Here is a 25649-nt window from a genome sequence, read left to right on the forward strand (position 1 = left end):
CCATAGTTCGCCGAGCAGCCTTCAGCCGCGGGCCGACTGCAGGATCGACAGCAGCGTCTGCTTCCGGTCGAGGTTGTAGGCCTGCGATATGCCGATCTTCTCGTTGATCTCGCTGGCGAGTCGTGCATAGCGATCCGCCGAGGCGAGGCTGCCGCCGATCGCCGCGCGGCGTGCCTGCTCGACCAGGTGATCGCCGAGATGTTCCAGGAAGAAGCTCAGGAGCACCTCCGCATCCTTTGCGGAAAGCACGTCGGCCAGCCGGTGCATCGCCTTCCTTGCGGCCGGACCGTCGGCTGCAAGCATTTCGTTGAAGGCTTCGATGATATCCGCCCCGCCGTAGTTGAGGAGCTTGAGCGCCTGCGAGACGCTTCCCTTGGACATTGCAAGCACGGTTTCTTCCGTGCGCCCGCCCTCCAGCGACAGCCCGAGCGCGCTGAGCGACTGCGAAAGGTCCGTGTCGCTGAGCGGAGACAGGCGAAGCGGCAGGCAGCGCGACCGGATGGTCGGCAACAGCTTTCCGGGAGCGTGCGAGAGGACGAGGAACAATGACCGCCGGGGTGGCTCCTCGAGGATCTTCAGGATCGCGTTGGCCGCATTCCGGTTGAGATCGTCGGCGGGATCGATGATCACGATCCTCCAGTTGCCGGTTCCGGATGTTTGCGCGAAAAAATGCCCGGCCCGGCGCACTTCCTCGACCGTGATGGCCGTCTTGGTCTTCCCGGTCTTCTCGTCCACCGGCCGGGTGAGATGCAGCACGTTGTGGGATGCACCCGAGGCGATTTGCCGGGCGACGGCGGAATCCGGATCCGGAGCCGACAGATGATCAGGCGCCGTCTCTGGGTCCGGATGGGCGAGAACGTGATTGGCGAAGCGGAAGGCAAGGGTGGCCTTGCCGATGCCTTCCGGCCCTTCGATCAGGATCGCATGATGTCCCTTGCCCGAGCTGTAGCTGCGGGCGAGAAAGGCCTCGGCGGCCTGATGCCCGAAAAGATGCGGATTGCGTGCCGGAGCCACGGCACCGTCCAGGACGTGCACATCCTCGCTCATCCGACCGTTTCCGCGTCTGTCGTCTCAGTCGCTGCCTGATGTCGTGCCAGCGGCTCGACGATGGCGAGCACCCTGGCGGCGATCTCTTCTTCGGGGCGATCGGCGTCGACGACGTGGCATCGGTCGGGATCGGCCGTCGCGATCTCCAGATAAGCTTCCCGACGTTTCTCGTGCGTCTGCAATTCCTCCTTCTCGAACCGGTCGGGAGCCGCTTCCCCGCCCCTGGTGCGCGCCCTGGCGAGCCCCTTCTCGGCCGGCAGGTCGAGGATGATGGTACAATCGGGCCGGACGCCATTGATGGCGATCCTTTGCAGGATCTCCAGGTATTCGGGCTCCAGGTTGCCGGTGACCCCCTGATAGACCCGGGACGAATCGATGAAACGGTCGCAGAGCACGATTGCCCCCCGTTCGAGCGCGGGCCTGATCACCTCTTCCACGTGATCGTTGCGTGCAGCGGCGAACAGCATCGCTTCCATCCGGATGCCGAATTCCTCCGCTGCTCCGGACAGGAGGACATGCCGTACGGCCTCCGCGCCCGCTGAGCCACCTGGCTCACGGGTGACAAGGACATCACGGCCGCTCAGCCGAAGCGAATCCGCGAGACGCCGAATCTGGGTGGACTTTCCTGCCCCCTCGCCGCCTTCGAACGTTACAAACAATCCTGGTCGCGTTGCCAAACCGATTGAGCTCTTCATGCTTCCCGGACCGCTGCAGGCCGGGCTTCCTGATGGTGTTCGACTGTGTACCGCATCTGCCGGTGGGATGTAACCTCTGCGGGCTTAGAGCCAGAAGAACATCAGTTCCAGCAATGCGTCGGTGGCCTTGGAGACAAGGCTGCCGGTCCCGACAGGATGCGCGGCCACCAGGTCCACCTCCCGAACAAGCCGCTCTCCCGCAAAGATCCGCAAGGTGCCGACCGCCTGGCCCTCGACCACCGGCGCCCGCAGCGGCCAGTTGTAGACGATCCTCCCCGTCAGCCTCTCGGGATTCTCGGAAGGCAGGTATATGTCGATGGGCTCCTTCGCGACAAGGTCGACATAGCGCGTCTCCCCTCCATAGATGCTGGCCTGCCCGACCACCTCGCCCGGAGCGAAGAGCACTTTGGTTTCGAAGGAGGAAAGCCCCCACTCGAGGATTCGGCGGGCCTCCTCCAGGCGTTCCTTGTCGCTGGCCAGTCCGCCCAATGCGAGAAACAGCCGGGTCCCGTCACGTTCGATCGAGGCGACTACCGCATAGCCTGCGCCCTCCGCATAGCCCGCGCCCAGGCCGTCGACACCCATGTTGAGCGCCAGCAACGGGTTCTTGTTCCGCTGGAATATCTTGTTCCATTCGAAATCCGGTTGCGCATACAGCGGGTAATATTCCGGATATTCCCGATGGATATGCCGTGCCAGTTCGACGAGGTCCCTTGCGGTCGTATAACTCTGCGCCTCCGGCAGCCCGGTCGCATTCCCGAACGTGGAGCGTCCCAGGCCGAGATCCTTCGCGCGTGCCGTCATCCGGGCCGCGAATTCCGCTTCGGTACCGCTGATGCCCTCGGCCAGGATGATGCAGCCGTCATTGGCGTTCTGGATCACGACGCCCCTGATCAGGTCGCTAACGGGGACCTCCGACTTGAGGGCAGCGAACATCGTCGTAGTTCCGGAGGGAGCACCGCCCTTGCGCCACGCGTATTCCGTCACCGGAAAACGGTCCTCCAGGGATATCTCGCCGCGTTTCAAGGCGCTGAAGACGACCTCCATCGTCATCAGCTTTGCCAGCGATGCGGGAGAGAAGGCCTGGTTCTCGTTGGCCGCGAGCAGGACGGTCCCCGTCTTCGCCTCCACGAGATAGGCCTGCCGTGCCTTCGTCGCGAAAGCCGGCGCAGCATCCTGCGCGGCTGCGAACTGCACCACCAGAAGCGCCTGCAGAACTGCGGATAGGATGAAGACCAAAAGCCTCATGATTGCTCCACGCATGCCCGGAGGACACGCGTATCAATATGATACGGAAGCCACAATCACGTTATGGTCACTGTGCGGTTTTTTTAGCCCGCTGCCGTTCCGCATGGGAGAGGATGGAGCGCTCCGTAAGGCCGTCGTTGCGGACCATGACCGCATCGAACACCAGTTCCACTTCCCTGACCGGCTCCACCACATAGGCCGAAGACAGGCTGGAAATGCCGGAGGCGACACCGTATCCAGGACGCTCCGAAGGCATAGGCCCTATATCGGGCAGCACGGTGAATGTTTCGGACGCATCCAAACCCTGGAACGGCGCCTCAGAGGGAGCGGCCGGGTCGCTCGGCGTCGGGCCGCGGAAAGCGACGGGCACGGGAACGGCTGCACCATAGCTCTGCAACTGGTCCCCCAGAGTTTCGTTGGATGCGACCATGACCCCCGTGGCAATCTGCCCTTCCGGCTGGATACCCGGAACCCGGTCGCCCTTTCGAACATAGGAGGCCATGAGATAGGGCATGTCGTGGCCGTCCATACGGGCTCGGCCCACATACTGGACATTCACCTTGGCCGTGCCGGTCCGTTTCATATCGAGCAATTCGGCAGTCTTCGACGACACGTCGATGATCCGTCCCGGGTGAAAGGGACCCCGGTCGTTGACCCGCACGACGACGGATGAGCCGGTCTCGACATTCGTCACCCTCGCATAGCTCGGAAGCGGAAAGGTCGGATGGGCAGCCGACAGGTGCTCCTTGTCATAGACCTCCCCATTGGCCGTCATGCGTCCATGGAACGCAGAACCATACCACGATGCAAGACCGGTCTTGTTATAGGCGGGATCCTCCTGCGGAACATAGGTCTTTCCCTTGACCTTGTAAGGCTTGCCCACGATGAAGCGGCCGCCGCCCTTCGGTACTGGCTTGCCCTCGGCAACCAGCCGCGGGCTCGCCTTGACCCCGTATTCCCTCTCGGAGAAATATTCCTTGCTGCGGGATTTGGACTTGGGCTGCTCACTGGTGGCGCAGGATGCAGCTCCGAGGCATATCAAGGCCACACCGATCCACCGCCTCGATTGCGATAATTTGCGTCCGCCCAACGTCAATTCCCCATGCCCTGCTTGACGTGCCGCAATCCGCTGCCTGCGCGCCTGTCATTCCAATTCTCGCTCAGCGCTTACCCGCGCGCTGCAACCTGCGCAGTGAATGTCCGCAAAGTGGCGAAAATGCGAATAAATTCTGGGGATAAGCGGCAATTTCGATTGCGATGGTTAGCGGAGGGTTAACCCGGCTCAGGCGTGGGACGCCATCTTGTCTGGAAATCGAGCGAGCCGACGAGTACCGTGCATCCACGCTCGTCTCGAACGGTGACGGTGATCTCCCCGCTGTCGGTGCCCGGCAATTCATCGCGGGCGAGATCCGTCAGTATCCGGCTGACCTCCTTCAATAGGGGCTCGCGGCTTTCGGGAAATACGGAACCCATCTCGTCGCGCGTCAGCCCGTCGCCGTTCGTCAGGTCGAAGAAATATCGTGGCATGCCTTGGTCTCTGCAACTGCTCGCCTACCGAAATGATGCGAGGCAACTTTGTTCCCGGCTTAAGTGTTCATCAGGTAACGGTTTTGATCCGTCCCGCCGGATGGGAAAGAAAGGACAATCATGATCGAGCCGCTCCTCCTGAACCTCGAGCATCGCGACGTCCTCGCTCCAAGCGAGCATGCGCTTTTGCGCAAGACGATGACCATGAGTCGGCGGATTGCAAAGGGTGATGACCTGGTCAGTGACGGCTCGCGCCCGACATGCAGCACCCTGTTGGTCCAGGGCTTTGCGGCCCGCTACAAGATAACCCGGGATGGGGGACGCCAGATCACGGCGCTGCACGTGCCCGGCGACTTCGTGGATCTGCACGCCTTCCTGTTGAAGACGATGGATCATGGCATCGTTGCCCTCTCCCCGTGCCACGTCCTGCTTGCCGATCATGCCGATCTGAGGCAGATCACCGAGAGCTCGCCCCATCTTGCACGGTTGCTCTGGCTGGACACGCTCGTCCACGGTTCGATCCATCGCGCGTGGATCGTCGCGATGGGGCGCCGCTCAAAGGCATCCCATCTCGCGCACATTGTCTGTGAGCTCTATGCGCGGCTGCAGATCACTGGAAACGTCGATGGACAAAGCTTTCACTTCCCGCTTTCCCAGGCGGAAATGGCCGATGTCATGGGACTTTCGCTCGTCCACATGAACCGGGTCATCCAGGACATGCGCCGCAACGGACTGATCTCCTGGGTCAACCAGACGGTGTCCATCCTCGACTGGGAACGCCTGCGGACACTGGCGGAATTCGATCCCACCTACCTCAACCTCTGGATCGAGCCACGATGAGGTCATGGTTGCGGTGTGAGGGTGCTTCCCAAACGCCGGGCCAATGCCGCGCTGCTCATGTTGACGCTACCCTGGCCAGCAGCTAAAGGCGTATGGAATGCGCCCGGACGTGCAGGCGCTGGAAGAGTGTCCGAGTGGTTTAAGGAACCGGTCTTGAAAACCGGCGTGCGGGAAACCGTACCGTGGGTTCGAATCCCACCTCTTCCGCCATCTGGCCGCCTAACTGTTTGATTTTCAGTCCGAATTCTGGCGGTCTCTCCTCTTGCGTACAAATCAGCGCGCAGGGCTTCTTGCCTTACGGAGAGCTTTCTTCGGCTTAGGAGGCGGTTTGGCCACGGGCCGATACTCTTGCCGGTTCTCCTCCCGTTGCCGCTCGAGCGTTTTCAGGCCCTCGAACAGCTGCGACTCCCCTGCCCTCGCCTGAGTGTTCTGTCCCAGGATCTTGGATGCAGCCCGCTGGAGCGATCCGAGCATGACTTCGTCCAGCGCCTCCTCCCATTCCCGCGTTCTGGGGGTGAGGCCTTTAGGAACCTCATCGGCGATCGACAGTATGTCCGAAATCTCCGCCGCTGTGGGCCAACTGCCACTGACAGCCCTGAATGATGAATAGGCTTCCACCACTGCCTTGCACTGAGCGCCAAGTTCCTCCGGTCGGCCGGCTCCGCGGGTAACTCGGATCAGGTTCGCCGCGAGTTCCTTTAGAGGCCATTGGAGCTCTTCCAGACCGCGCCGACGGTCGATTCGCTTTGGGTCGTTAGTCGCGGCGATGCGGAGAAAATGCGGCTTGTCTTCGTCTGACATTGCGGCCCCCCAGTTCGTGGAGGGCCACTCCAGCAAAGCGACAGATGATGGTCAATCATCAAGATTATGAAGTGACGAGGCTCAGGCCCCTTCTTTCATTGCCTTGAGTACAGCCTCCAAATGGGAGGATTGCATGTTGCTCATCCTGACATGGGTCAGGAGGTAATCGGCCTTGTTCTTCGCCTCTTCCGGGGTCACACAAACATGCGCGCAGACTGCCATCAAGGCCTCTAGCTCCGCTTCCGACAGCTCATCGTACCTTCGTTCAACGCGCCGGAGCTTGACCTCTTCTTCTCCATAGGCCGCATCGACGGCGCCCTGGTACTCCTTGTCCAGTTTCCACATCCGCTCTTCAACAGTGGAAAGAAGCTCCTCATCCACCTTCCCAAGGGCCTCGCGGAACTTCGAAATGTACCAGGTGATGGAGGTGGTGATCTGCTCCTTTACCCACTCACTGCCCCTGTGCATGTCGTAAGCCGTTTTGAACGGGCCGTGGAACAACTCGGTTTTGAACGCTGCTTTGAATGCGTCCTGCTGCCGCTCCTCCTCTTCCGCGATCTCCAGGAACTTCTCGCGGGCCTTGATGTGATTGCTGATCACCGTGAGCAGCCCCGGTGCTTCTGTCACTTCAGAGGAAACGACTTCCATGTTACGAGCAGCGTTAGCCATGATCGAACTCCTATTGGTTCGGTTGCGGTTAGGGCCGAGGCGGGAGCTTGCACCTTCCCTTCGGCCTGATTTTCGTATATAGGTAAATCAAATTTGAGTCAATTACCTATATGCGAAATTCAAAGATGGCGCGACGAGGCAGACCTACAGAGTTCCCGATCAAGAAGCTTGTCGCCCTGAACGACGAGCTGCTTGCGGCTATTGAAGCTTTCCGAGCAGAGGCGGATCCGCCGCTTAATCAGTCGGAAGTGATCCGACTGATTCTCCGTGATTGGTTGATTGGCAACGGCTACTTGACTAGTTCCTGAACGAAAGTTTACCGATAACCAGCTTATTCCCGCTCCGGGACACATACTCTTTCGTCAACTAATGTGATGCCATTCTCGAAACTGATAAATCGAGTACGCTGTCTTGATTCGATAGGTCATCAAGTTGCTGCCGCTTATATTCAAGCAGTCGCTGCGATCGTCGGATTGGCCGTCGCCCTGTACATCGGCTACCGTGGGAATGCCCTCATTGAGCAGAGCAACCTTATAGCCGCCCAAAATGCTGCTCTTAGCAACCGCATTGCCCTCTCCTCAGCGGAGCAGGTTCAAATGACGATGAGGCTAGAGGACCTGCAATATGCTTCGACTGTCGCCTTCTCACTGGTCCCGGTGTGTCGGGAAATAGCTGAGAAAGCGGCAAGCAGGTACCACGGAACGGTTTCGGTGCCAGACGAGCTAAGAGAGGCGGTGTTCCAACGGAGAACTACCCTTGAGGTCAGTGGCGAGTTGAAGAAGTTTGTTGTCATGATCGACAACATAAACAACCGCATCCACGGATTATTTGCGCCGTCCGGCGCCGCCGCATCCAGTGTTAAACGCGAGAATGAAGCTGTTATGCCGCAGCTTCAGAAGCTGGACGCTGACTGCAACAGCTTCTTTGCCAAGTTGCGTAGCTTGAAACTCTAAGCACCTCGCCTAACGGTAACTCGTTCTCATTCGGGCGCAGAGAGACATGTGCGTGCTTCAAAGAAGCCAACCACCTACGATGGCGTTGGTTTCATTTACTACGGCGTCACGAAGCTGCATTTCTGCGAATAGGTAATTCTCGACAGCTTCGACCATCTGTTTCCCATCCAACGGCCCGGTGACGCGATCCGCGGCCCGCATAAGACTTACAGTCGCCGATTCAAATTCCGTCATCACTGGTTCGTTGTGTCCCAGACGCCTGTTGAGGTCTTTCGCCACCCTTAGAACATCAAGTAGATGGCTCTGGAGTTGCACGGTGGCTTCCGGCGTCTTCGGCTTCAGGCCCTGGGCAATAGCAGCGAATTCGCGAAGCGAGTCTTCTAAGCCAGAGGATGCTTGGTTGAAGCTGTCGTAGTTTGCTGTGAGTGACTCTTTGTAGGCGCCACGTGCATCCATGTACTGATTGCCGAACCAGCCGATCAAGCCGCCGCCTATTACGAGTAGACCGTTCCTCAACCAGTCAGGCATCTTGGCGAAAAAGTTCATCACGGCTTAACTTCCACAGATGATGAGATTCCGGTTCGGACAGCTGCAGCACGCGCATTCTGGCAGGCTATGGCCCACTTATCGTATCCCAAAAGAGTTAATTGTGTCACTACCTGCCGCCTTACTAGCGCGGTACATGGATCGTTTGGAGGAGCTTGTGAATTCCCAAACGTGATTTGGTCGTTTACCGCAGCTGCGTGGGCATCAGGACCGACTGTGATCGCGATGTTCAGCATTGTTGCTATTACGATAGGGATGGCCACGGCAGATTTCAATGAAATGCCACCTGGCGAGTTTACGTTCGTGTACAGGTCCGGAGCTACATCCTCCGCCGAGAATGCGCCGTTGTAAAAGTCATAAACAGAAGCTTCTTTTTCGACCCGATCGAAGTTGGCGGCCACAAAATTGAAAAATGCTTGAATGAGAAAGTCATCGTTTGTCTGAAATCTGTCGGATGTCACCTCGAATCGCGCACCGTACTCGTCGCTGGTCATGTAAGACCCGTACGCCCTGCGAAAGATGGCCGGCCATGCAGGCTTGATTAGCGAGATCAGAGGTGAGGGCTTTTGTAGCGCGTCCAACGTTTGCGGAGGCAGCTTCGCCTTCTCAATCGAGGCCAGCCACCTAACGTAACGGCCACTAAGAGGACGCCCCTCGTACATTTCGATGTTTAGACTGCGAACATCGTTCGGCTCAGTTGTCAGTTCACCAATTTGGGCCATCGATCGAAACGGCGCCGGAGGGACTATGACGATGTCCCCCTTTTTCATCCCGCCAAAATACGCTCTGACTACTCGAACGATCTGCGCAGTTGAACGCGAAGTTGCCGTGTCCTCGTAGCTCGCAAGATCAAGGCTTGGGTAGTCAATATCTCTTTCTCCGCGCGTGAAGTACCGGCGGAGCTCAAACGACCTCTTCACCCTCTCTTCAAGGTCCTCGACGTCATCAATTTCAGTGAAGGGCGGAAGATCCAGCCCTGGCAGATCTGGGCCAACGAAGTTGTGGTCTACAAACCTTTGGAAGAAGCGATAGTTGCGTCCTGGCCGCGCCACGAAGATGCTGGTGTCGGAACCAATGACTTTGGTATGTATGTCAATGTTGATCATCAATCCCCCCTGTGACGGGAGGATCAGCATAGATTCGCGGATTTGGCGAGTCCAAATAATGGCAGGTACATCTCAAGGTAGGATCAAGTGGCGGCACACTCTTGACTCGCGTTAACTCGCCGCAGACGGTGGCCCGGAGCACAATAAGGCAGCTATGAGGGGGGAAGCATGGGTTGGAAGTTGGCGATCATGGCTACTGTCACGGCGTTGCTGGCAGGATGCCAAACACAATACCAGGACATGGGGGCTACTGGTGGTGTTTCCGCTATGCCGATCACAAGCGACACTTACCGCATCGTCTCACGCGGAAACGGATTTACCGACTCCACCACAGTGCAGGATTATTCTCTTCTGAAGGCAGCCGAGACAGCGCTGAGTACCGGCAATACACACTTTGCCGTGGTCTCTAGCGCGGATGCTACTCGCAACGAATATGGACAGACATCCGGTTATATGCAAACCAATGTCATCGGGAACACTGCCTACACCACTTATAATCCCGGGCAGACATACAACATCGTCAAGCCTGGCCAGGACCTGATCGTCAGGTTCTTCGACTCCAAGAAAGGCCCTGTTCCGCCAGGCGCGTGGTCGGCGCAGGAGATCTACGACAACATCAGCCCTCGCGTGATGCGGCCGAAGAAGCGCTGACAATGATAGGACGCGCTGTCGATGGATGGATGACTTGGCCGGTTTGGGCAAAGTGGGCGTCTGCTATCACCGCCCTGATGGTTCTGGACGCTGGAAGCATGGCTTGGGGCGAGCGTGATTTTGTCAGCGGGTTCTTTGAGGCCTTCATCGCGGTCATATTGCAGTGGGGCGGCATAGCGGCCAGCTTTGGCGGCGCCTTCTGGGCTGGTACGTCTGTCTTCAGGCGCACCGAGCGGCATCTGTTGGCCTGGCCTGCCGGCATCCTGATTTTCGCGGCGGTTGCTCTCTCGTTCCAGGAGATCGGTGCGTCGATACCGGGAGTGGGTTGGCGACTTGAGGCGATGCAAGACTCCAGCTGCTACACAGACTGGGACGGCCGCAGCAATCCTACGGTGTGCGAGTGAAGCGTAGGATATCGCCGTTTTGGATATTTGGTGGAGCGAGCGTCATCTGGCTCGCTATGGGGATTGGGCTGGGCTGGAGCGCGGCCTCTCCTGGAGAATGCAGTGGCACCTTCGCCTGTTTGTCGGCGAATGAGTGGGGCGATTTTCTCGCCGGTGTGTTCGCGCCCCTCGCGTTCTTCTGGTTGGTGGCCGCTGTTTTCATCCAGTCGCAGGAGCTAGGGGCTCAGCGTCAGGAGCTAGGACTGACGCGAGAGGAGTTGAAACTTACTCGTGACGAGATGCGTGAGCAGCGAGAAGTCATGAGAGCTCAGGCCGACGAAGCCAAGAAGCAAGCCGAATTTATCGCGGTGCAAACAGCGATCCTCGAGCGTCAAGAGCAGACTGCAGAGAAGGAGCGCGTCATATCCTCGTTCGAAGGCGCTTTGGCCGATATCGCAAACACCATCGACTACGACTTCAACGGAAAGATGGCCGCTTGGGGCTCTCATAGCAGCGGCGCTATGGCTAGGGTCAAGTTCTCCTCGGAAGCCAACGCTCGTGAAGAACTTACTCGGGAGTTCCTTTCCTTCCTGACGCAGACGGTGACGCATCAAGGGCTTGGTCCTCCGTATGGGATTTCGGCAGAACTGATGTCGTCAGCAGAATATCTGTTGGGCTACATTAGAAGAGCGCTCGAGCTCGCGCCTGCATGCGGGCCTCGGGAAGAGGTTGTGGTGAAGCAACTCCAACTTCGAGATCTGGAACAGGCATTGACGACAATGATAGACGCCACACGTGAAGCGATAATGCGCATGACTTAGTGCCCAGAAAGGGACTCTCACCGCTCCGGAAGCGCAAGACTATCTCCCGTCGCTGCTTCCACTCGATCGAAAAGTCGGCGGAGGTAAAAAAGGTTCTGCGCAGGCAACAAGGTTCTCGCGGTATGGAGATCACGCTTCGTGGCGCTACCCGTTGCAACTGAGCCGGCAACGTTGATCATATCCTGCACCGTTCCCAGCGATGGCCCCAGCAGTGACGCCGTGGCGTTACGGCTGGCGTAGCGGGAGATCTGCTTGCCAGTGATGGCAGAAAGACCAACTGTGCCGCGACTTACCTTTTCGGAGATTGCGTTCACTTCCATCAGCCATCCGGTCAGCCCAGATTTGTCGATCGCTTCGATAACCCATTGCGCCGGCTCGTCGGAGAGCTCGCGGTCTGCAAACCTCTCCTTCGCCCAATAGGAGAAAGCGCCAAGACCGAGGGACACCATTATGCCGTTCAGGGTGGCAGCGTCACGCTGCTGAAGTCCAGCGAGCATTATCCGCTGTGAGGAAGAGACCGAAAAGGATTTGAACTGCCCGATCGTTTTCCCAAGCTCCGTAGACATCCACAGCGGCTTGTCCTGGCCGGGGGTAACGATGATGCGGTCTACCTCTCTGACAACCGCAGCACGGAAAGCTTCTCTGGCGATCGCGTCATCCCAGTCTCCCGCCCTCGCGAGTAGTACGCCGCCCTGCTTCTGCCCGTACTTCTCGAACTGGGCGGTGATCCTGTGGGCCAGCACCACATCGATGCTGGCCGACGCGAGCCGGCGAACTTCAATGGGGGACGGGAAGCCCTTCGCCAGTCGCTCTGAGGAACGTAAGATGTTTGTCATGACGACCAAGCCGCTGAACTGCTTCATTGCCGCCGTCCACGGCGCCATCAAGGAGACCATCCCAAAGCGCGTAGAGACCGATGCAAGGCCACGCTCAAACGATGAGTGACGACCGAAATCATCAGTCACATCTGCGAAAGCCATGGCTCGGCTATCAAGGACCATATCGAGAGCAGTGCCCGCGGCTTTCACCTCCTCGCCCGCTAACCTCACGGCTTTAAAGTTCCTGATGAGGGGTATGAAACCGTCTCTGAAGGTGCTGGTAAGCCCATACTTCAGGATGACGCCCGCCATGTCCGGAAAAGCCGAGATCGTCATCCCACCGAGCATCCTCGCTGCAGGGCAGTACATATTCATAGGCTCAGCTCCTCGAAATCCGTCGCCGGCCAGCCGGGGATAAGCCCAGGTCTGATTGGAGGAACTGGATCCTCGTCACCGCGGAACGGCGCAAGCAATGCCAGCGCAGCCTTATCTCTGGAGCAAAGGTCGCCGGCCACGGAGACTTGGGACACTTTGTGCATTGCCTCTATGGCGCTCGCAGGGATTGGTGAAATGCAGGGTGGGTTCAACTGACCAACGATGTACACATCTTCATCTTGCCCCCGTTGCCTCCCCAGGAACAGTTTCACCACCCCGGCGTGCCCGCCTGATCCCAGCGCATTGACTAGATCAGAGAACGGACCGTCAAAGGTGCGTTTGAGGATGATTGACACCACGTCCAGCGGCTGGATCGCAGCTACATTGTCAGCTGACAGGAGGGCACCGTTGTCTATCAAGCGCCCCAGGCACCCACCGGCATACTGGAAATCATAAGTGTTGCTCATGTCTTTTCCTCAGTGCGTCGGACCAGGAAAGCGCTGTCCCGGCCGGTTCTTCGGGTTCTCGTTTCGCAGGCGTCCGTTCAATGGTCCGCCTGCCGAATAAAGGGCGGTGAGGCTTCTATCCACCGCCCTGAACCTGGTCCGGATGTCCTGGGGCGGGCGAACCGGCTCACCCATGCCTTGGCTCCTGCAGGTCTCGATGTTCACAGTCAGATTGCGCCGCCCTGCGCTCTCGAGGCGCATGTTGATCATCCCCAGGTCACGGCTGATCTCGTCGGCACGGAACAGCGCTTGCCTCGCTGCTTCTATGTGCTCGAAGAATTGCCGGTAAACATCCTTCAGGTCACCGCCCAGTGACGCAGCTCGCTTCCCGTATCCTTCGATATCCGCGAGGGTTTCACGAGCGATCGCGTCTTCCATCCGCCGAGTGGCGCCGGCAATGCGTTTCTCCAACGTCATGATCTGCGCCGCCATCGCTTGGCGGCGGTTGTTCACCTCGTGGAGATTGCCCTGGCCGAAAAGCGCTGCATCTTGCTCGTCTTCAAGCGCCTTGGCCTGCTTGACGAGGGCTTCACGCTCTTGCTCCATAGCCGCGATGGCCGCGGTGTATTCCTCGGACGTATTGCTGTCCCCCAGGGTAGAACCTGCGGGCTCCAGGTTGATCTTCTTCGCGGCGCTCATGCGGTTCTCCTTGTGCGGTAAGCAGCCAGTGGGTCGGAAAGGATCGCTTGCTTAGGTTTGGCTCTCAGCGGGTCACGCTCTTTGCCATCGAGGACAGCGGCATGTTCGAGTGCCCCGGCAGCCGCGTTGGCGATGTCGTCATGGGCACCTGGCGGATGGTCGATAGTGTCACCGCGAAGGCCGGTCTTCCGCTCCAGGCTCGTGAACTGCGCGATCATCTTCGGGTGATCCAGCAGCGAGCAGAGACCCGAGTTGATCCGAGGCAGAACGTCCCGGTAAAGGTTCGAGCGCGACTTCTCTGAAATCAGGTAGGTGATGCCGCGCTTGCGGAACTGCTCCCGTGGCCATTCCCCCGCGTAGCGGTCACCATAGACTTTCGTGATCCGATAGCTCGACAGCAGCGAGCAGAACTCTTCAGTGACGTTCTCGGGAGAGAACGGCGGCTTGATCTCCCGCACAGCATCAAGAACAACGCTCAAACCCTCTTTGTGGGCGATCCCCATGGTATAGCTGTCCTGGCTGCCGCCGGAGGGGTCTACGAAGCCAATATATCGCCAGCGGCGATCGTAGGGACGTTCATGAACGTCTACCTCGACGCAGTGCATCAGAGTCTCGCGATCAACGAACGACTGCAGATCTGACCGGAAATTGGCGCCGTACTCCGCTGACGCAGAGGCCGGGTCTGCCTCATACGCAGCGTCAATCTCCTCCTGGGGCACCGTTGGGTTCATGGTGCGAGTGGGAGCCTGCCATACGAGGACGTTGCCGTCCCGGCCGAAGTGCTTCTCCCTGGCCTCCCAAAGGACGCCACGACGGCTGTAGGGGCTTGAAGCACAGACCATCATCGAACCAGGGATGGTCAGCATGGCTGGCTTGAGAGCTGCGATAACCTCGCGATCCGGATTGGCGCTGTCTTCCGATCTCCAAAAGGCAATCTCATCTCCGATGGCGAGCGGGATGGTATAGCCGCGGACGGTGCGGAAGTTGGCGGTGGCAACTTCGATCGTGCTGCGGTTATCCAGCTCCACCGACTCCTCAAGCTTCCGCGTCACCATGGTCGCAAGGAGCGGTATGTTCTCCAGCAGGCCGCTCACGTAGCGCATGATGGTCCGGGCCTGCTTTCGATCCGCAGCGATCACCATGATCGTGGCTCGCTCGCCAGGCGCCAGGTATTGCCGATAGTCCCTGAAAGCCGCCGAGAAGACAGCCAGCAGCGCCATGTTGAAGGACTTGCCGCCGCGACGGCCGACAATCATCCATGCCTGCTTCGCTTGCTCTGTAGGCGGATGTTCACGTCCCGTGCATTCCTGGAATATCTCCTTCTGCTCGTCCGTCATCGGAAGACCGAACAGGGCGGCCAGGAAGGTCCGCCAGGCGACATAGGAAGAGGAGTCCTTGATCCACGGTTGGAAGAGATTCGGATCGTCCAGGGCTTCGAGGAGGTTCATGCAGAGACCTTTCCGCTGAGATAGCTCCGAAGGTCGGCGTTGATCGCCTTTTGCCGGCGCTCGAGCCCCAGATCGGCGAGGAGGCGCCGCTGTGCATTCGTGAGGCTCATGAACTCCGTCAGATCCACCGGCTCACCTGAAAGGTAGCTGGCAGCGGAATCCTTCAGCATCGCGCCAAGCAGGGCCACGTTGTCGATTAGCTCCAACTGCATCGCGCTTAGGTGTTCTCGACCACCAAGGTCAGAAACGATTGCATCGCGGAGGGCATAGACTGCCTTGGCGGCTAGGGTACGCCGATCCAGGTCCGCCAGGGTCTTGAGCCTTACCTTCGGTACGTCGGCGTTCTGATTACTCATATCGCGATCCAGGATAATGTAGGCTCAGGGGTTCATGGGCATGTAACCACAAGCCTATGGTCCGCGTCTGCCGGCTCAGGCGGTGAAGAATTGAAGGTCCGGACTGTGATCTGCGTGGTGCTGTCTACGGTCGCGTTGCCGAAGCTACTGCCGGAGCCGCCGAAGGCTAGATAGATGCCGTTCTCTCTCTGATCGGTCTGGTCCTTCACCAGGACGCGGTCGCTGACGGCTAACGCGACGTCGTCGATCGTCTGCAGACCCTGCAAGGAGATGTTGCCCATGGTGGCTACCCGACACGGCTCACGCTCACCTGAGAGAAACCGGACTGGTGCTGTTAGTGGCTGCGGCATTGCTGTCTCCTGAGAGGCTTCAGGCGGCAATTGCACCCTATCCAGCCCCTAATGAACCTGTTTCCGAACGCAATATCTCAAGAGCATGTTGTACCCTGATTTGTACGTAGGAACAAGTTGAGGATCATCAATACCCACAGAACAAGGGCTTTCAGCGGAAATGGTCTCCGTTGACGGATGAAAATGCAGCATTTGAAGGGCTGCAGAGGCTACGGAGGCCTCAGAGAGAAAAAGCTGGTTTTGCTGTGAAACTAGAAAGATCCAGCCTCACCGAATATGATTGCAAGCTGTTTCGGGATTCGAACTCAAGCAGTAACCGAGGCTGATAGGCGTCTCTTGGGAGAGGCGAGAGAACTCCAAAGCTCCCTCCCCTCCTAAGCCCCTTCGAAGCCACGAGAGTGGCGTGTCTTAGTCTGGGTTTTTGTTTTTGTTTTTGTCTGGTCTCTGTCTTTGTCTCATGTCTCGGTATTTGTCTCTGTCTCTGTCTCTGTATATCGATAGTCTTTGGATACGGTATCGATACCCTATGGACGGCTGAACGGGTCGCTCCTCCTTCGTTCGAGAGAAAGCGAGGGAGACGGCAGGTCCCGGACGTTGGTTTGCTCCCTCGCCTGTTGACGGCGCTCACGGACAGCATCGGCTGCTTCAAACTGCTCCTCCACCATTTCCCTTATCCGATCGCTCTCGATGCGCTCTATGACGCGCTGCGTGCCAAGGGCGTGCTTCTGGTTCATCGGCGGGTTGTGGACGAACCACTTCTGGATGAAGACCTCTTCCGTCTCGTCATCAAAGGCGATGAGTTCGGCCTGCTCCAAGCACGAGCGGGCGGAGACATAACGCTGCAGATCCCATCCTAGATCGGCGCAGGCATAGCCGTCCGGGAGCCTGAAGCTCCCGGCGCTGTTCTGGTGTTCGCAGGTAAGGAGGTAGAGGTGCAGAAGACGCTCATCATCGGGCACTGATTGAAAGGTCTTCGATCTCCAAACCGCTGGCGAGATCTTGGAGAACTCACGCGCCATGACGAGACCCTCCCAACCTGCGGAGATCCTGAGCCATCTTGCAGGCCTCGCAAGCCTGCATGGCAGTGAGCTTGAACTCGCTCCTCAGAACCTGGATCACGTCGCTGGGAGGCTCGGTCTGGCTGGATAGCCAAAGGGCGGCGATCGTGACGGCACGATTATCCGTCATGCGTCACCCCCTTCGGCTTCTTGTGAACCGCTCGGTGGTGGAGACGGCATAGCCAGCGAACGACCATCGGTCGGTCGTAATCGTCATGATGCCCCTCAGAATGAGGCGAGCCGCAGACTTCGCACGGCCCCTTGTGGATCAGCCCCTTCTTCAATGCGGAGCGGAGGGCTTGGTGTGCCCACAGTTCCTTGGGATGAGCCAAGTTCCACTTGGTCTGAGACGAGATCTTCTTTTCCTGCATCTCGCTCATCAGGCACCACCGATCCCGGCCAGCTGGCAGACGACTCGAGCCGTAGAGGGCGACAGACGGTGGCGCCGGCTGATGACTGAAACCGCCAGGTCCATTGCAGACAGTGAAGAGTTGCTGTAAATATCGGTGCAAGCCTTTGAGACGGGGCTTTCTCGGTATCCGCCGCTTTTGCTGAGGTGCGAACTCAGCTTGGCGGCGGTTCGCATTTTAGGAGGCGTCATGTGCACCTCCATCACGTTCCTTGACCCGTGATTCCTGCCAAGACGCAATCTCGTCGGCGAACCAGCCTGACGCTCGTCCGCCGGGGCTTAGCTTGATCGGCTTGGGGAACCTGCCCGCTGCGATGTGTTTGTAGAGCGTGGAATCTGCGTAGCCTGTAAGGCGTTTGACCTCGGGCTTGCGAATGATCTCTCTGACCATGTCTTCTCCTTCGAAACGTCCTTGGTTCTTGTTGGACATCCCGAAATTGAAGCGGGTCAGGGTGTAACTTGAGGAGGGCTCCTACACTTTCTGCTTTGTGAGCGACTGAAAGGCGTTCAGTGCTCCAGAGGCACGCTCTCTAGGTGTGAGTTCGTCCGCCTGTTTCCATATTCGCAGGGTGTCTTCATAGCTCTCCAATGACGCCGGAGGGACAGTTCGATCTCCGCGGGAAATCCGCTTCCGGTATTCCTTCAGCTTCGCGCTCTCGAAGTGAGGTCGAGAAACGCTGATGCGTCGGACAGCTGTTGCCAGGTCGTCTCCAGCCTCTTTGTGCAAGGATACAACGGCGGATGCAACGCCCCAGGCGTAAGCCTCATGCAGAGGAATCTTTGAGCCGCCTTCGTACTTGCTGACCGCGATGTGTTCATTCGAGATGCCGCGCATGGCGTCCGCCAGAGCGCCATCCAGATTGATCAAGGGAATGAGCAGTTGCGGGTCTGCCTCGCCAGCATCAACGAGCGCCTCAACATACTTGGTCACGGCTCCAACGGCGGAAGAAACACCCATCCTGACATCAGAATCGTATTGTCTTCTCGCGAACGCAAGTTCCTGAAGAAGCTCCAACTTGGGGTCACGCATTTGCCCTCTCCCGAAGCGGAACCACATCCGCGGACTTGGTAACGGCACCGCAGAATTTGGCCCAGTCTCTCATCAGCCGGCGTCGCTTCTCGAGCATATCGCCGCGCCGATACGCCGCCTCCACCTTGTCCGACACCGTGTGAGCGAGCGCCATCTCGCACAGCTCGTTCGGGTAGGCGGTCATCTCTGCGCACCAGTCTCTGAAGGTCGAACGGAAACCGTGAGTGGTAAGATCCGTCCGCTTCATGCGCCTGAGCGTCATCAGCAAAGACATGTTCGACAGAGGCTTGCCCTTCTTGTCTCCAATGAAGACGTAGTCGGAGTCCTTGTCGCTGACCAGTGACCTCAGTATCTCGACGGCTCTATCCGAAAGCGGAACACGGTGCTCACGCCCGGCCTTCATCCGCTCCGCCGGGATAACCCACATCTTACCTTCCATGTCGATTTCGGGCCATCGGGCGCCCACGGTTTCCCCCGTGCGAGTGGCGGTCAGGATCGCGAATTCGAGGGCTCGTGGACTGATGCCCTCCATGTCACGTAGAGAGGACATAAACCCGCCGATCTCCTGATATGGAAGCGCTGGGTGGTGCTTGACCGTCTTGACCTTCGATCGCCTGGGCAAGAGATGGTCAAGATGCCCCTTCCATCGAGCCGGATTCTCGCCTTGTCGATATCCCCGAGCTTTCGACCAATCGAGCACCTTCTCAATGCGGCCGCGCACACGGCTTGCTGTCTCCGGCTTCTCGTTCCAAATCGGCTGAAGCGCCTTCAGAACAAGCCCGACATCGACATCTGCAACAGCCAACTGCCCGAATACCGGGTATACATACGCCTTGAGGGTAGACGGCCATTGCGCAGCGTGCACTTCGTTCTTCCAGCCTGCCTGATGGCTTTCGATATATTGCCGTGCCGCTTCCTCGAAGCTCACCGTTTTCGCCTCTGCAAGGCGCCGAGCCTGCTTGACGGCCTTCTTCTCCTCGATGGGATCGACATCGTCTAGGAGCTTCCGGCGCGCTTCGAGTGCCTTCTCACGAGCCATCGCGAGGGTGACGGTATGCACAGGCCCGAGCCCCATCTTGCGGGCCTTGCCGTCTCGCATGAAGCGAAACAGCCACGACTTGGAGCCGCCCTGCGCGACCTGGAGATATAGACCAAGACCATCCGCATAGAGTCCCGGCCTGCTAGCCTTTTGAACTGCTACCGCCGTAAGCTTGTTGACCGCCCTCGCCACTGCATCTCTCCGCGTACGTTTTTACGTACAAATCTAACGTAGATTGCAGTGGATGTCTATAGACGTCAAGAGATCGGAATATCCCGCAGATACGCAGAAAGCACCGGACAATGAGACGTTAGTAGACGTTGAGAGTTAGGCGGAAGAAGGACACCTCTTCCGCCAACCGCCGCTTGTCCGACCCGGAGACATAGGTAACAGACTGTACCTAAGACATGGGTGACAACCTCGTGCCGAACGGGTTGTCGATGGTTTGCAATGTTCTCTGCTCCAGGTCGATATATCCGGATCATGGCGCATGAAGCTGACGAGCAAAAAATGTCCTCAAGCTCCTCCGTGTTTCGTGCTTCCGGTCATCAAGCACCTTCTCGCGGGTTAGCCGCCGGCTGTTCCTTTCGCTCCTTCCCGGTCTGCGCAGCGGATTATATTCCGCGCGAAGTTCTTCGCACCGTCACGTGTTGTCGAAGGTGTGGCAGTTACTTGTTTCGCGCGATGGTGTAGAATTGACGTCCGTCAACCTGCGACAGGCACAGGAGGGGAATCTATGCCACGTCTCGCAAATCTCTACTTCAAGACGGCAATCTGTTTCTTGTTGGTCGGCATCGTCATGGGGCTGCAGATGTCGATCGCCCACAATTATGCTCCGAGCGGCGCCCATGCCCATACGAATCTCCTCGGCTGGGTCACCATGGCGATCTTCGGAGGCTATTATGCGCTGAACCCGGCCAAGGCTGAGACGCGGCTCGCCATGCTTCAGTACTGGGTCTATACCGCCGGCGTCACGGTGATGGTTCCGAGCCTTTATCTGCTTCTGACAGGTCGAACGGCTTTGGAACCGCTGGTCGCCATCTCGTCCATCGTGACATTTGCTGGCGTGCTGCTCTTTGCGGGTGTCGTCTTCTCGCGGTCGCGCGAGGTGGCTTTTCCGGCCAGCCTCCCGTCCGCCTAGCATCGAAAAGGGGCGGTCTCCGGTTCCGACCGGACTCCGCCCCCTGACGTCCGTCCGTTGTCAGTCGGCGACAAAGGTCGGCGGCTCGACGCCGTAGTGCCGCTCTCCGCGGCCCAGCAGATAGACCTCCCGTTCAGGGTTCTCCAGGATCACGAACCCGGAGCTTCTCAGCATGGCTTCCATGGCGGCCTTGTTCGGAATGAACCAGTTGGTGGGATCGCCGGCATAGCGCTCCTCCACGAAGAACAGTTTGGGATATTCCGGCCGGTCGAACATGGCCCATTCGGAAAAATCGTAGTTTTCCGCCAGTTCCGGTATGCGTTCGTCGCCCCGCTGCAGGCACTGGAACAGCATCAGGTCGCCCATGGCATGCTCATAAAGCAAGTCGAGCGCCAGGAGCGGATGCCGCAGGTGATAGAGGACGCCCATGAAAATGACGAGGTCGAAACGCTCCTTGAGCTTCGGCACGTCGTAGACCGACATCTGACGGTAATCGATGTCCAGTCCCTCGTGCTCGGCGGCGAACTTTGCTTGTTTCAGGTAATGTGGATCGGAGTCGATGCCGACCACTCTACCGGCATTGCGCCGCTTCATCTCCATCGCATAGAAGCCGGCATTGCAGCCGACATCGAGGACGCTTCGTCCTTCCAGGTCTTCGGGAATCACGTGCTTGAATCCCTGCCACTTGAAGCTGGGATAGTCACCCAGAAAGTGCTCTGGTGCGGTCTCGATGCCGCGGATGCGCATGTTCTGGAACCACGGGCCCAGCTTCGCGATCCGCTGTTCCAAATCCCTTCCTGGAGTGCTCCGTGCGTCCATTCCTACGCTCCGATACGTGTTTCCGCGAATGTTCCGCTGTTGTCCTGCCTTGCAGCCTCGACTTTCGGAAGATGTGCCGCGAACCAGTCCACCGTCTGTCGCAGGCCGTCCGCGAGGGGCACGGTCGGCTCCCACTGCAGCAGCTCCTTCGCCCGGGCGATGTCGGGCCGGCGACGCTGCGGGTCGTCCTTCGGCAGCGGTCTCTGGGAGATGCCGACTGCGCCTGGCACCATGTCCATCACCATTCGGGCAAGCTCGTTGATCGTAAACTCCCCCGGATTGCCGAGGTTCACCGGCATCTCCGGGTTAGGCTTTACCATCATCAGCCGGATCAGTCCCTCTACGAGGTCGGTGACGAAGCAGAATGAGCGCGTCTGCTCTCCCGTCCCGTAGATCGTCAACGGCAGGCCCGAAAGCGACTGGACGATCAGGTTCGAGACGATACGGCCGTCATTTGGCTGCATCCGCGGACCGTAGGTATTGAAGATGCGCGCCACGCGTGCGTCCACCCGTCCTGCCCGCAGCATGTCGAAGCAAAGGGCTTCGCTCGCCCGTTTGCCTTCGTCATAGCAGGCGCGCGGCCCCGTGCAATTGACGTTGCCGCGGTAGTCTTCACGCTGCGGATGCTCCTCAGGATCGCCGTAGACCTCGCTGGTGGAGGCCTGCAGGAACGAGGCGCCATGACGTTCGGCAAGTGCCAGAAGGTTTGCGGTGCCGACCACGCACGTCATCATGGTGTGCAGGGGATCGGCCTGGTATTGGGGTGGTGAGGCCGCGCAGGCAAGGTTGTAGACATGGTCGACATGCTCCTCGACCGTGATGCTTTCGCAGATGTCCTGTGTGATCGCCGTGAAACCGGGATGGTTCATCAACGGCCTGATATTGTTCTCGGAGCCCGTCAGATAGTTGTCGATGCAGATCACTCGATGTCCGCGGGCAAGCAAAGCGTCGCACAGATGCGATCCGACAAAACCCGCTCCGCCTGCGACGAGCGCGGTCCCGGAAGTGTGAGCCTGTGTCCGTTGCAGCATATCTCTCAATCCTCTAGGCCGAAATGCGCCGGCTGGCCGGTTGTTCCGCGCCGGCCCGCAGCTCAAGGTCCAGCAGGGCGGCCACGAGTTGCCGCGACCGGGCAAGGCCGGTGTGGCTGCGCATGACGATCGTCCTTGCCTCTGCCGCGATCCGTGCCCGCTTGTCGTCATCGATCTGCGACAGCGCGTTCACGACATCCCCGGTGTCACGGGCGATCACGATAGCCTCCTCGTACGGCAGGAGTTCGTCTAGGCCGCGCCAGTGGTCGCTGATGATCGGAGTTCCGCAGGCCGCGGCCTCAAACAGCCGCACGCTCGGCGACCAACCGGCCTCTATCATGTCCGCGCGGGTTACGTTCAAGGTGAAGCGCTGGCGGGAATAGAAGGAAGGATGCTCCGCCGGAGGCAGGTGTTCGATACGCTCGACATTCGCCGGCCAATCGATGTCGGCGGGATATTGCGGCCCCGCCACCACGAAACGCCTGTCCGGCAGGCGCCGCGCCACCTCGATCAACAGCCGCTCCAGCGTCGGCTGCCGGTCGGGACTGTAGGTGCCGAGATAGCCCAGATCCCATTCGGGTCGTTCACCGGTGTTGCCGTAGCGGTCCGGATCGACCGAGCAGTAGAGTGCCACGGCATTTCGCGAGCCGTAGACCTTCTCCAGCCGATCGAGCACCTCGCCGCCGGAAAAGGAGAAATAGGCATCGAAGAGCGGGATCTGGCGGCGCGCCAGGTATTCCTCGTCACCGCGATCGAGCTTGGCCAGGGTGACCGGCGTGTCGATGTCGTAGAAGCAGAGACGCTTGGGGGAAAGTGCGGTCACGGCATCGATGATCTGCACGCCTTCCGGGATATAGGAGCCGATGACCACTGCATCCGCCGTGCGGATACGGTCGGCATGGGCTGAAAGAAGGTTGTCGAGGTCGCTATAGTACTGCAGTTCGCAGAAGTCAGGCTCCGGCAGGTCGCGCTGGCTCGCATACCAGGGAACGTCCCTCTCCAGAAACAGGACGCGATGCCCGTCCGCATTCAACCCGCGCAAGAGGGCGCGGAAGGTTGTGGCATGGCCGTTTCCCCAGGAGGATGACAGCGACAGCCCGAGGATGACGATATCGAGCGGCCGCGTCATTCGGCAGCCTCCAGCGTTTCCGCGTGCCGGCGGAACAGCAGGTCGACCTTGTCGGCTCGATGGGCATAGGTGTGCTCGGCCAGGACGCGCTGAAGCGCGCGTCGACCGATTTCATCGGCTCGTTCGTCCGAAAGGTCCGCCAGGATATCCGCGACTTCCTGGCCGTCCCGCGCGACCAGAATCTCCTCGTTCGGCTTGAGGAACAGCTCGATCCCCTCCCAGGAGTCGGTGATCAGGCAACCGCCGGCTCCCGCAGCCTCGAAGACGCGGGTAGCCGGGGAGAAGCCGTTCTCCGCCATGCTGGCGCGCGAGATGTTGAGAACAGCTTTGGGCGTTACGTTGAATGCGTTGTGATCCCGTGTGGAGACGTGGCCGATGTAGTTGATGTTGGGGGACATCGGCTTGTCGTGCCATCCGGAACCGCCGAGCAGGAAGGACTGCTGCGGAAGGCGTGCCGCCGGTTCGAGGAAGAACTGCTCGACACGCGCCTCCCGGTCCGGCAGGCGGTTGCCGAGAAAGCCGAGGTCGGCGGCGAAGCGAGGTTCGGCCGGCACCGGATAATGTGTCTGGGGATCCAGCGCATTGTAGATCGGAATGCATTCGCGCGCGCCGATGAAGCGGTAGGCCTCGACCACCGGATCACCTCCGCCATAGGTCAGAACCATGTCCAGTCGGGAGAGCGCGTTGCGCAGGGGGTGGTCGGGCGAGGCGCGCACTTCCGCCAGAGTTGCCGGAGCATCGACGTCCCAGAAGATTTTCAGTGCCTCCGGACGCGCCTTGCGCAGCAGCTCTTCCAGCAGAAACTCGTCTTCGAAGCCGACCCCGCTGGCCTTGACCACGACGTCCGCGGCTGCGGCGTCTTCCGTGACCGTCTTCAGGGCATCGATCGTAGCTTCGTAGACGACGACTTTGCACCACTCCGGCGGGTCCATGTCCCGGTTCTTTTGCCGGTCGTAGACATCCGGCTCGTAGAAGGTGATGTCGTAGCCCTTCTCGGAGAGCGCGCGCAGCAGCCCGCGGTAATAGGTGGCGGCGCCGTTCCAGTAGGCTGAAACCAGACTTGATCCGTAGAAGGCAATCTTCATTCTGCGGCCTCCGTCGTGGCGAGCTTCCTGGCGACCTCGGCGGTACCGCAGAGGGTAAGCACCGAGAACAGTTCGTCCACGCGGTGCCGGCAGGTGTGCCGCGCCCTGATGCGCTCGAGACCGGAAACCGAAAGCTCCTGCGCCAGTTGCGGATCGGCGAGGATGCGCCTGAGGCATTCCTTCATTTCCTCTCCATTTCGGGCCACGAGGAAATCGGCTCCCGGACGGAAAAGCTGTTCGGCATCGTTCCATGGTGCGGAAATCAACGGAATCCCGCAGGCGAGAGCCTCGAACACCCGGATCGTCGGTATCCCCGGCAGGTTCCGGACGTAAGGACGCCGGGGAATGTGCATCGTCACCCTGTGCTGAGCAAACGCGCGCGGCGCATCGGCATTGGCGATCCAGCCGCCGTAACCGATGCCGGCGCGGCTGAGCGAGGCCAGAGCCGCTTCGGGATACCGAACACCGCGCACGGTGGTTTTCAGCTGCAGTTCCCCGGCAGGCTGCACCAGGAATTCGGCAATCTCCGCCGTCCGCTCGTCGTCGCCCCAATTTCCGATCCAGATGAGATCGCCCGTCTTCTCGACCTCGGGCATAGGCTTGAACAGGCTCGTGTCGGCAGCCTCGTGCCAGGTGAAGACATGGCGACCCCACCCTGCCTTGAGATAGCGCTCCCGCAGGGTCTCGCCGAAGACCAGGATGCCGTCGTAGTCTTCAAGATCAAGGCCCGCGATATCCTCCTCCGACGAGACCGCACGATGGTGGGTATCGTGGAAAAGCAGGGTGAAGCGCCCGCCTTCGCGGCGAATGCGGCCGATGCTTGCGACCAGTTCCGGATCCGTCCATTCGTGGACGACGACGACATCGGCATCGGCAAGTGCCGCGGCATGATCAAAGGTTGGGCCGTAGATGTCGGCTTTGAGGTCCGGGAAGTTGTTGTGGAATGCCGTCATTGCCGCGGCACCCTGGTCCCGGATCAGATTCTCACGGCTCCAGGCGCCTTCCGGCTCCAGCGCAATCGCCTCATGGCCGCGACGGACGAGATCCCGCATCACACCCCGCAGGAAATGTGCATTGCCATGGTTCCAGTCGGAGATGAGTGAGTGGGTGTAGAAGATGAAACGCATGT

General features: G+C 59.3%; 31 protein-coding genes, 1 tRNA gene and 1 pseudogene. 7 read left to right on the forward strand and 26 right to left on the reverse strand.

Annotated features, from left to right (window positions below):
• Positions 1-21: 21 nt before the first annotated feature.
• The 5 genes from RTCK_RS13725 to RTCK_RS13745 form a co-directional block, all read right to left on the reverse strand.
• Positions 22-1047 (reverse strand): DNA polymerase III subunit delta', encoded by a 1026-nt coding sequence (locus RTCK_RS13725; protein ID WP_142593212.1) that lies wholly within the window; start codon positions 1045-1047, stop codon positions 22-24.
• Positions 1044-1742 carry a dTMP kinase gene (gene tmk / locus RTCK_RS13730; RefSeq protein ID WP_408004545.1) on the reverse strand — a complete coding sequence of 233 codons (699 nt, stop codon included), beginning with the start codon at positions 1740-1742 and terminating at the stop codon, positions 1044-1046. The genes RTCK_RS13725 and tmk overlap by 4 nt, the downstream gene beginning before the upstream one ends.
• 84 nt (positions 1743-1826) lie before the next feature.
• The gene (locus RTCK_RS13735) at positions 1827-2990 is read right to left on the reverse strand and encodes a D-alanyl-D-alanine carboxypeptidase family protein (protein ID WP_235988696.1); all 1164 of its coding nucleotides are present in this window, start codon (positions 2988-2990) and stop codon (positions 1827-1829) included.
• Between the two features lie 67 nt (positions 2991-3057).
• Complete coding sequence (locus RTCK_RS13740) at positions 3058-4116, reverse strand: septal ring lytic transglycosylase RlpA family protein (protein ID WP_408004555.1); 1059 nt, start codon at positions 4114-4116, stop codon at positions 3058-3060.
• A 146-nt stretch (positions 4117-4262) separates the two neighbouring features.
• The gene (locus RTCK_RS13745) at positions 4263-4517 is read right to left on the reverse strand and encodes a DUF6894 family protein (protein WP_142593215.1); all 255 of its coding nucleotides are present in this window, start codon (positions 4515-4517) and stop codon (positions 4263-4265) included.
• A gap of 120 nt (positions 4518-4637) precedes the next feature.
• On the opposite strand from RTCK_RS13745, the gene RTCK_RS13750 reads away from it, so the two are divergent.
• Both RTCK_RS13750 and RTCK_RS13755 read left to right on the forward strand, forming a co-directional pair.
• Positions 4638-5357, forward strand: coding sequence for a Crp/Fnr family transcriptional regulator (locus RTCK_RS13750; protein WP_142593216.1), 720 nt, complete (start codon positions 4638-4640; stop codon positions 5355-5357).
• Between the two features lie 120 nt (positions 5358-5477).
• Positions 5478-5567 (forward strand) — tRNA-Ser (locus tag RTCK_RS13755).
• Between the two features lie 63 nt (positions 5568-5630).
• On the opposite strand, the gene RTCK_RS13760 is transcribed toward RTCK_RS13755, so the two are convergent.
• Both RTCK_RS13760 and RTCK_RS13765 read right to left on the reverse strand, forming a co-directional pair.
• The gene (locus RTCK_RS13760) at positions 5631-6158 is read right to left on the reverse strand and encodes a hypothetical protein (protein WP_142593217.1); all 528 of its coding nucleotides are present in this window, start codon (positions 6156-6158) and stop codon (positions 5631-5633) included.
• A gap of 81 nt (positions 6159-6239) precedes the next feature.
• The gene (locus RTCK_RS13765; RefSeq protein ID WP_142593218.1) at positions 6240-6827 is read right to left on the reverse strand and encodes a hypothetical protein; all 588 of its coding nucleotides are present in this window, start codon (positions 6825-6827) and stop codon (positions 6240-6242) included.
• Positions 6828-7300: 473 nt separating this feature from the next.
• Between RTCK_RS13765 and RTCK_RS13770 the strand changes: the two genes are divergently transcribed.
• Positions 7301-7780, forward strand: coding sequence for a hypothetical protein (locus RTCK_RS13770; RefSeq protein WP_142593219.1), 480 nt, complete (start codon positions 7301-7303; stop codon positions 7778-7780).
• A gap of 57 nt (positions 7781-7837) precedes the next feature.
• On the opposite strand, the gene RTCK_RS13775 is transcribed toward RTCK_RS13770, so the two are convergent.
• On the reverse strand, positions 7838-8329 hold the full coding sequence (locus tag RTCK_RS13775; RefSeq protein WP_142593220.1) for a hypothetical protein: 492 nt from the start codon (positions 8327-8329) through the stop codon (positions 7838-7840).
• Positions 8326-9432: a hypothetical protein gene (locus tag RTCK_RS13780; RefSeq protein WP_142593221.1), complete on the reverse strand. Its 1107-nt coding sequence runs from the start codon at positions 9430-9432 to the stop codon at positions 8326-8328. The genes RTCK_RS13775 and RTCK_RS13780 overlap by 4 nt, the downstream gene beginning before the upstream one ends.
• A gap of 168 nt (positions 9433-9600) precedes the next feature.
• Between RTCK_RS13780 and RTCK_RS13785 the strand changes: the two genes are divergently transcribed.
• The 3 genes from RTCK_RS13785 to RTCK_RS13795 all read left to right on the forward strand — a co-directional run bounded on the left by RTCK_RS13785 (position 9601) and on the right by RTCK_RS13795 (position 11287).
• Positions 9601-10083 carry a CC0125/CC1285 family lipoprotein gene (locus RTCK_RS13785; protein ID WP_142593222.1) on the forward strand — a complete coding sequence of 161 codons (483 nt, stop codon included), beginning with the start codon at positions 9601-9603 and terminating at the stop codon, positions 10081-10083.
• Positions 10084-10181: 98 nt separating this feature from the next.
• The gene (locus RTCK_RS13790; RefSeq protein ID WP_142593223.1) at positions 10182-10487 is read left to right on the forward strand and encodes a hypothetical protein; all 306 of its coding nucleotides are present in this window, start codon (positions 10182-10184) and stop codon (positions 10485-10487) included.
• Entirely contained in the window at positions 10484-11287 is an 804-nt protein-coding gene (locus RTCK_RS13795; RefSeq protein WP_142593224.1) for a hypothetical protein, read from the forward strand. Before RTCK_RS13790 ends, RTCK_RS13795 begins: the two co-directional genes overlap by 4 nt.
• 17 nt (positions 11288-11304) lie before the next feature.
• Here RTCK_RS13795 and RTCK_RS13800 read toward each other — a convergent pair whose 3' ends face one another.
• From RTCK_RS13800 to RTCK_RS20935, 12 genes and pseudogenes are all read right to left on the reverse strand, one after another.
• Positions 11305-12441 (reverse strand): hypothetical protein, encoded by a 1137-nt coding sequence (locus RTCK_RS13800; RefSeq protein WP_235988697.1) that lies wholly within the window; start codon positions 12439-12441, stop codon positions 11305-11307.
• Positions 12442-12476: 35 nt separating this feature from the next.
• A complete protein-coding gene (locus RTCK_RS13805; RefSeq protein ID WP_142593225.1) occupies positions 12477-12947 on the reverse strand; it encodes a hypothetical protein in 471 nt (156 codons plus the stop codon).
• A 9-nt stretch (positions 12948-12956) separates the two neighbouring features.
• On the reverse strand, positions 12957-13625 hold the full coding sequence (locus RTCK_RS13810; RefSeq protein WP_142593226.1) for a hypothetical protein: 669 nt from the start codon (positions 13623-13625) through the stop codon (positions 12957-12959).
• Positions 13622-15073: a terminase large subunit domain-containing protein gene (locus tag RTCK_RS13815; protein WP_185928017.1), complete on the reverse strand. Its 1452-nt coding sequence runs from the start codon at positions 15071-15073 to the stop codon at positions 13622-13624. The genes RTCK_RS13810 and RTCK_RS13815 overlap by 4 nt, the downstream gene beginning before the upstream one ends.
• Entirely contained in the window at positions 15070-15429 is a 360-nt protein-coding gene (locus tag RTCK_RS13820) for a hypothetical protein (protein ID WP_142593227.1), read from the reverse strand. The genes RTCK_RS13815 and RTCK_RS13820 overlap by 4 nt, the downstream gene beginning before the upstream one ends.
• 32 nt (positions 15430-15461) lie before the next feature.
• Positions 15462-15779 carry a hypothetical protein gene (locus RTCK_RS13825; protein ID WP_142593228.1) on the reverse strand — a complete coding sequence of 106 codons (318 nt, stop codon included), beginning with the start codon at positions 15777-15779 and terminating at the stop codon, positions 15462-15464.
• 524 nt (positions 15780-16303) lie between these two features.
• Positions 16304-16798 (reverse strand): hypothetical protein, encoded by a 495-nt coding sequence (locus tag RTCK_RS13830; RefSeq protein WP_142593229.1) that lies wholly within the window; start codon positions 16796-16798, stop codon positions 16304-16306.
• Positions 16788-16967, reverse strand: a complete 180-nt coding sequence (locus tag RTCK_RS13835) for a hypothetical protein (protein WP_142593230.1) — start codon at positions 16965-16967, stop codon at positions 16788-16790. Before RTCK_RS13835 ends, RTCK_RS13830 begins: the two co-directional genes overlap by 11 nt.
• 457 nt (positions 16968-17424) lie before the next feature.
• Positions 17425-17637, reverse strand: coding sequence for a helix-turn-helix transcriptional regulator (locus tag RTCK_RS13840; RefSeq protein ID WP_142593232.1), 213 nt, complete (start codon positions 17635-17637; stop codon positions 17425-17427).
• An 81-nt stretch (positions 17638-17718) separates the two neighbouring features.
• Entirely contained in the window at positions 17719-18276 is a 558-nt protein-coding gene (locus tag RTCK_RS13845) for a hypothetical protein (RefSeq protein ID WP_142593233.1), read from the reverse strand.
• The gene (locus RTCK_RS13850) at positions 18269-19204 is read right to left on the reverse strand and encodes a tyrosine-type recombinase/integrase (protein ID WP_235988711.1); all 936 of its coding nucleotides are present in this window, start codon (positions 19202-19204) and stop codon (positions 18269-18271) included. Before RTCK_RS13850 ends, RTCK_RS13845 begins: the two co-directional genes overlap by 8 nt.
• 48 nt (positions 19205-19252) lie before the next feature.
• Positions 19253-19507, reverse strand: a pseudogene (locus RTCK_RS20935) (Arm DNA-binding domain-containing protein); the annotation flags it as partial.
• 544 nt (positions 19508-20051) lie between these two features.
• Here RTCK_RS20935 and RTCK_RS13855 point away from each other — a divergent pair.
• A complete protein-coding gene (locus RTCK_RS13855; protein WP_142593235.1) occupies positions 20052-20456 on the forward strand; it encodes a heme-copper oxidase family protein in 405 nt (134 codons plus the stop codon).
• A 60-nt stretch (positions 20457-20516) separates the two neighbouring features.
• Here the strand turns inward: RTCK_RS13855 and RTCK_RS13860 are convergent, their stop codons facing one another.
• Genes RTCK_RS13860 through RTCK_RS13880 form a run of 5 tightly spaced genes read right to left on the reverse strand, consistent with a single transcriptional unit; the run spans position 20517 to position 25647 of the window.
• Positions 20517-21275, reverse strand: a complete 759-nt coding sequence (locus tag RTCK_RS13860; protein ID WP_142593236.1) for a TIGR04290 family methyltransferase — start codon at positions 21273-21275, stop codon at positions 20517-20519.
• Between the two features lie 2 nt (positions 21276-21277).
• Complete coding sequence (locus tag RTCK_RS13865; RefSeq protein WP_142593237.1) at positions 21278-22306, reverse strand: UDP-glucuronic acid decarboxylase family protein; 1029 nt, start codon at positions 22304-22306, stop codon at positions 21278-21280.
• Positions 22307-22319: 13 nt separating this feature from the next.
• Positions 22320-23435 carry a CgeB family protein gene (locus tag RTCK_RS13870; RefSeq protein ID WP_142593238.1) on the reverse strand — a complete coding sequence of 372 codons (1116 nt, stop codon included), beginning with the start codon at positions 23433-23435 and terminating at the stop codon, positions 22320-22322.
• Entirely contained in the window at positions 23432-24520 is a 1089-nt protein-coding gene (locus tag RTCK_RS13875) for a CgeB family protein (RefSeq protein ID WP_142520640.1), read from the reverse strand. Before RTCK_RS13875 ends, RTCK_RS13870 begins: the two co-directional genes overlap by 4 nt.
• A complete protein-coding gene (locus tag RTCK_RS13880; RefSeq protein WP_142593239.1) occupies positions 24517-25647 on the reverse strand; it encodes a CgeB family protein in 1131 nt (376 codons plus the stop codon). Before RTCK_RS13880 ends, RTCK_RS13875 begins: the two co-directional genes overlap by 4 nt.
• Between the last annotated feature and the right edge of the window lie 2 nt (positions 25648-25649).

The sequence above is a fragment of the Pseudorhizobium endolithicum genome, from assembly GCF_902153245.2.
GTDB classification, from domain to species: Bacteria; Pseudomonadota; Alphaproteobacteria; order Rhizobiales; family Rhizobiaceae; genus Neorhizobium; species Neorhizobium endolithicum.

Bases quoted from the DNA above. Each gene is read 5' to 3' on its own strand.
- RTCK_RS13820 (WP_142593227.1), bottom strand. From the start codon at position 15,429: ATGAGTAATCAGAACGCCGACGTACCGAAGGTAAGGCTCAAGACCCTG.
- RTCK_RS13840 (WP_142593232.1), bottom strand. From the start codon at position 17,637: ATGGTCAGAGAGATCATTCGCAAGCCCGAGGTCAAACGCCTTACAGGC.
- RTCK_RS13745 (WP_142593215.1), bottom strand. From the start codon at position 4,517: ATGCCACGATATTTCTTCGACCTGACGAACGGCGACGGGCTGACGCGC.
- RTCK_RS13810 (WP_142593226.1), bottom strand. From the start codon at position 13,625: ATGAGCGCCGCGAAGAAGATCAACCTGGAGCCCGCAGGTTCTACCCTG.
- RTCK_RS13725 (WP_142593212.1), bottom strand. From the start codon at position 1,047: ATGAGCGAGGATGTGCACGTCCTGGACGGTGCCGTGGCTCCGGCACGC.
- RTCK_RS13860 (WP_142593236.1), bottom strand. From the start codon at position 21,275: ATGGACGCACGGAGCACTCCAGGAAGGGATTTGGAACAGCGGATCGCG.
- RTCK_RS13825 (WP_142593228.1), bottom strand. From the start codon at position 15,779: ATGCCGCAGCCACTAACAGCACCAGTCCGGTTTCTCTCAGGTGAGCGT.
- RTCK_RS13750 (WP_142593216.1), top strand. From the start codon at position 4,638: ATGATCGAGCCGCTCCTCCTGAACCTCGAGCATCGCGACGTCCTCGCT.
- RTCK_RS13835 (WP_142593230.1), bottom strand. From the start codon at position 16,967: ATGACGGATAATCGTGCCGTCACGATCGCCGCCCTTTGGCTATCCAGC.
- RTCK_RS13880 (WP_142593239.1), bottom strand. From the start codon at position 25,647: ATGCGTTTCATCTTCTACACCCACTCACTCATCTCCGACTGGAACCAT.
- RTCK_RS13805 (WP_142593225.1), bottom strand. From the start codon at position 12,947: ATGAGCAACACTTATGATTTCCAGTATGCCGGTGGGTGCCTGGGGCGC.
- RTCK_RS13735 (WP_235988696.1), bottom strand. From the start codon at position 2,990: ATGAGGCTTTTGGTCTTCATCCTATCCGCAGTTCTGCAGGCGCTTCTG.
- tmk (WP_408004545.1), bottom strand. From the start codon at position 1,742: ATGAAGAGCTCAATCGGTTTGGCAACGCGACCAGGATTGTTTGTAACG.
- RTCK_RS13845 (WP_142593233.1), bottom strand. From the start codon at position 18,276: ATGCGTGACCCCAAGTTGGAGCTTCTTCAGGAACTTGCGTTCGCGAGA.
- RTCK_RS13765 (WP_142593218.1), bottom strand. From the start codon at position 6,827: ATGGCTAACGCTGCTCGTAACATGGAAGTCGTTTCCTCTGAAGTGACA.
- RTCK_RS13760 (WP_142593217.1), bottom strand. From the start codon at position 6,158: ATGTCAGACGAAGACAAGCCGCATTTTCTCCGCATCGCCGCGACTAAC.
- RTCK_RS13855 (WP_142593235.1), top strand. From the start codon at position 20,052: ATGCCACGTCTCGCAAATCTCTACTTCAAGACGGCAATCTGTTTCTTG.
- RTCK_RS13865 (WP_142593237.1), bottom strand. From the start codon at position 22,306: ATGCTGCAACGGACACAGGCTCACACTTCCGGGACCGCGCTCGTCGCA.
- RTCK_RS13830 (WP_142593229.1), bottom strand. From the start codon at position 16,798: ATGGCGCGTGAGTTCTCCAAGATCTCGCCAGCGGTTTGGAGATCGAAG.
- RTCK_RS13870 (WP_142593238.1), bottom strand. From the start codon at position 23,435: ATGACGCGGCCGCTCGATATCGTCATCCTCGGGCTGTCGCTGTCATCC.
- RTCK_RS13815 (WP_185928017.1), bottom strand. From the start codon at position 15,073: ATGAACCTCCTCGAAGCCCTGGACGATCCGAATCTCTTCCAACCGTGG.
- RTCK_RS13875 (WP_142520640.1), bottom strand. From the start codon at position 24,520: ATGAAGATTGCCTTCTACGGATCAAGTCTGGTTTCAGCCTACTGGAAC.
- RTCK_RS13780 (WP_142593221.1), bottom strand. From the start codon at position 9,432: ATGATCAACATTGACATACATACCAAAGTCATTGGTTCCGACACCAGC.
- RTCK_RS13800 (WP_235988697.1), bottom strand. From the start codon at position 12,441: ATGACGATCTCGGCTTTTCCGGACATGGCGGGCGTCATCCTGAAGTAT.
- RTCK_RS13785 (WP_142593222.1), top strand. From the start codon at position 9,601: ATGGGTTGGAAGTTGGCGATCATGGCTACTGTCACGGCGTTGCTGGCA.
- RTCK_RS13790 (WP_142593223.1), top strand. From the start codon at position 10,182: ATGGCTTGGGGCGAGCGTGATTTTGTCAGCGGGTTCTTTGAGGCCTTC.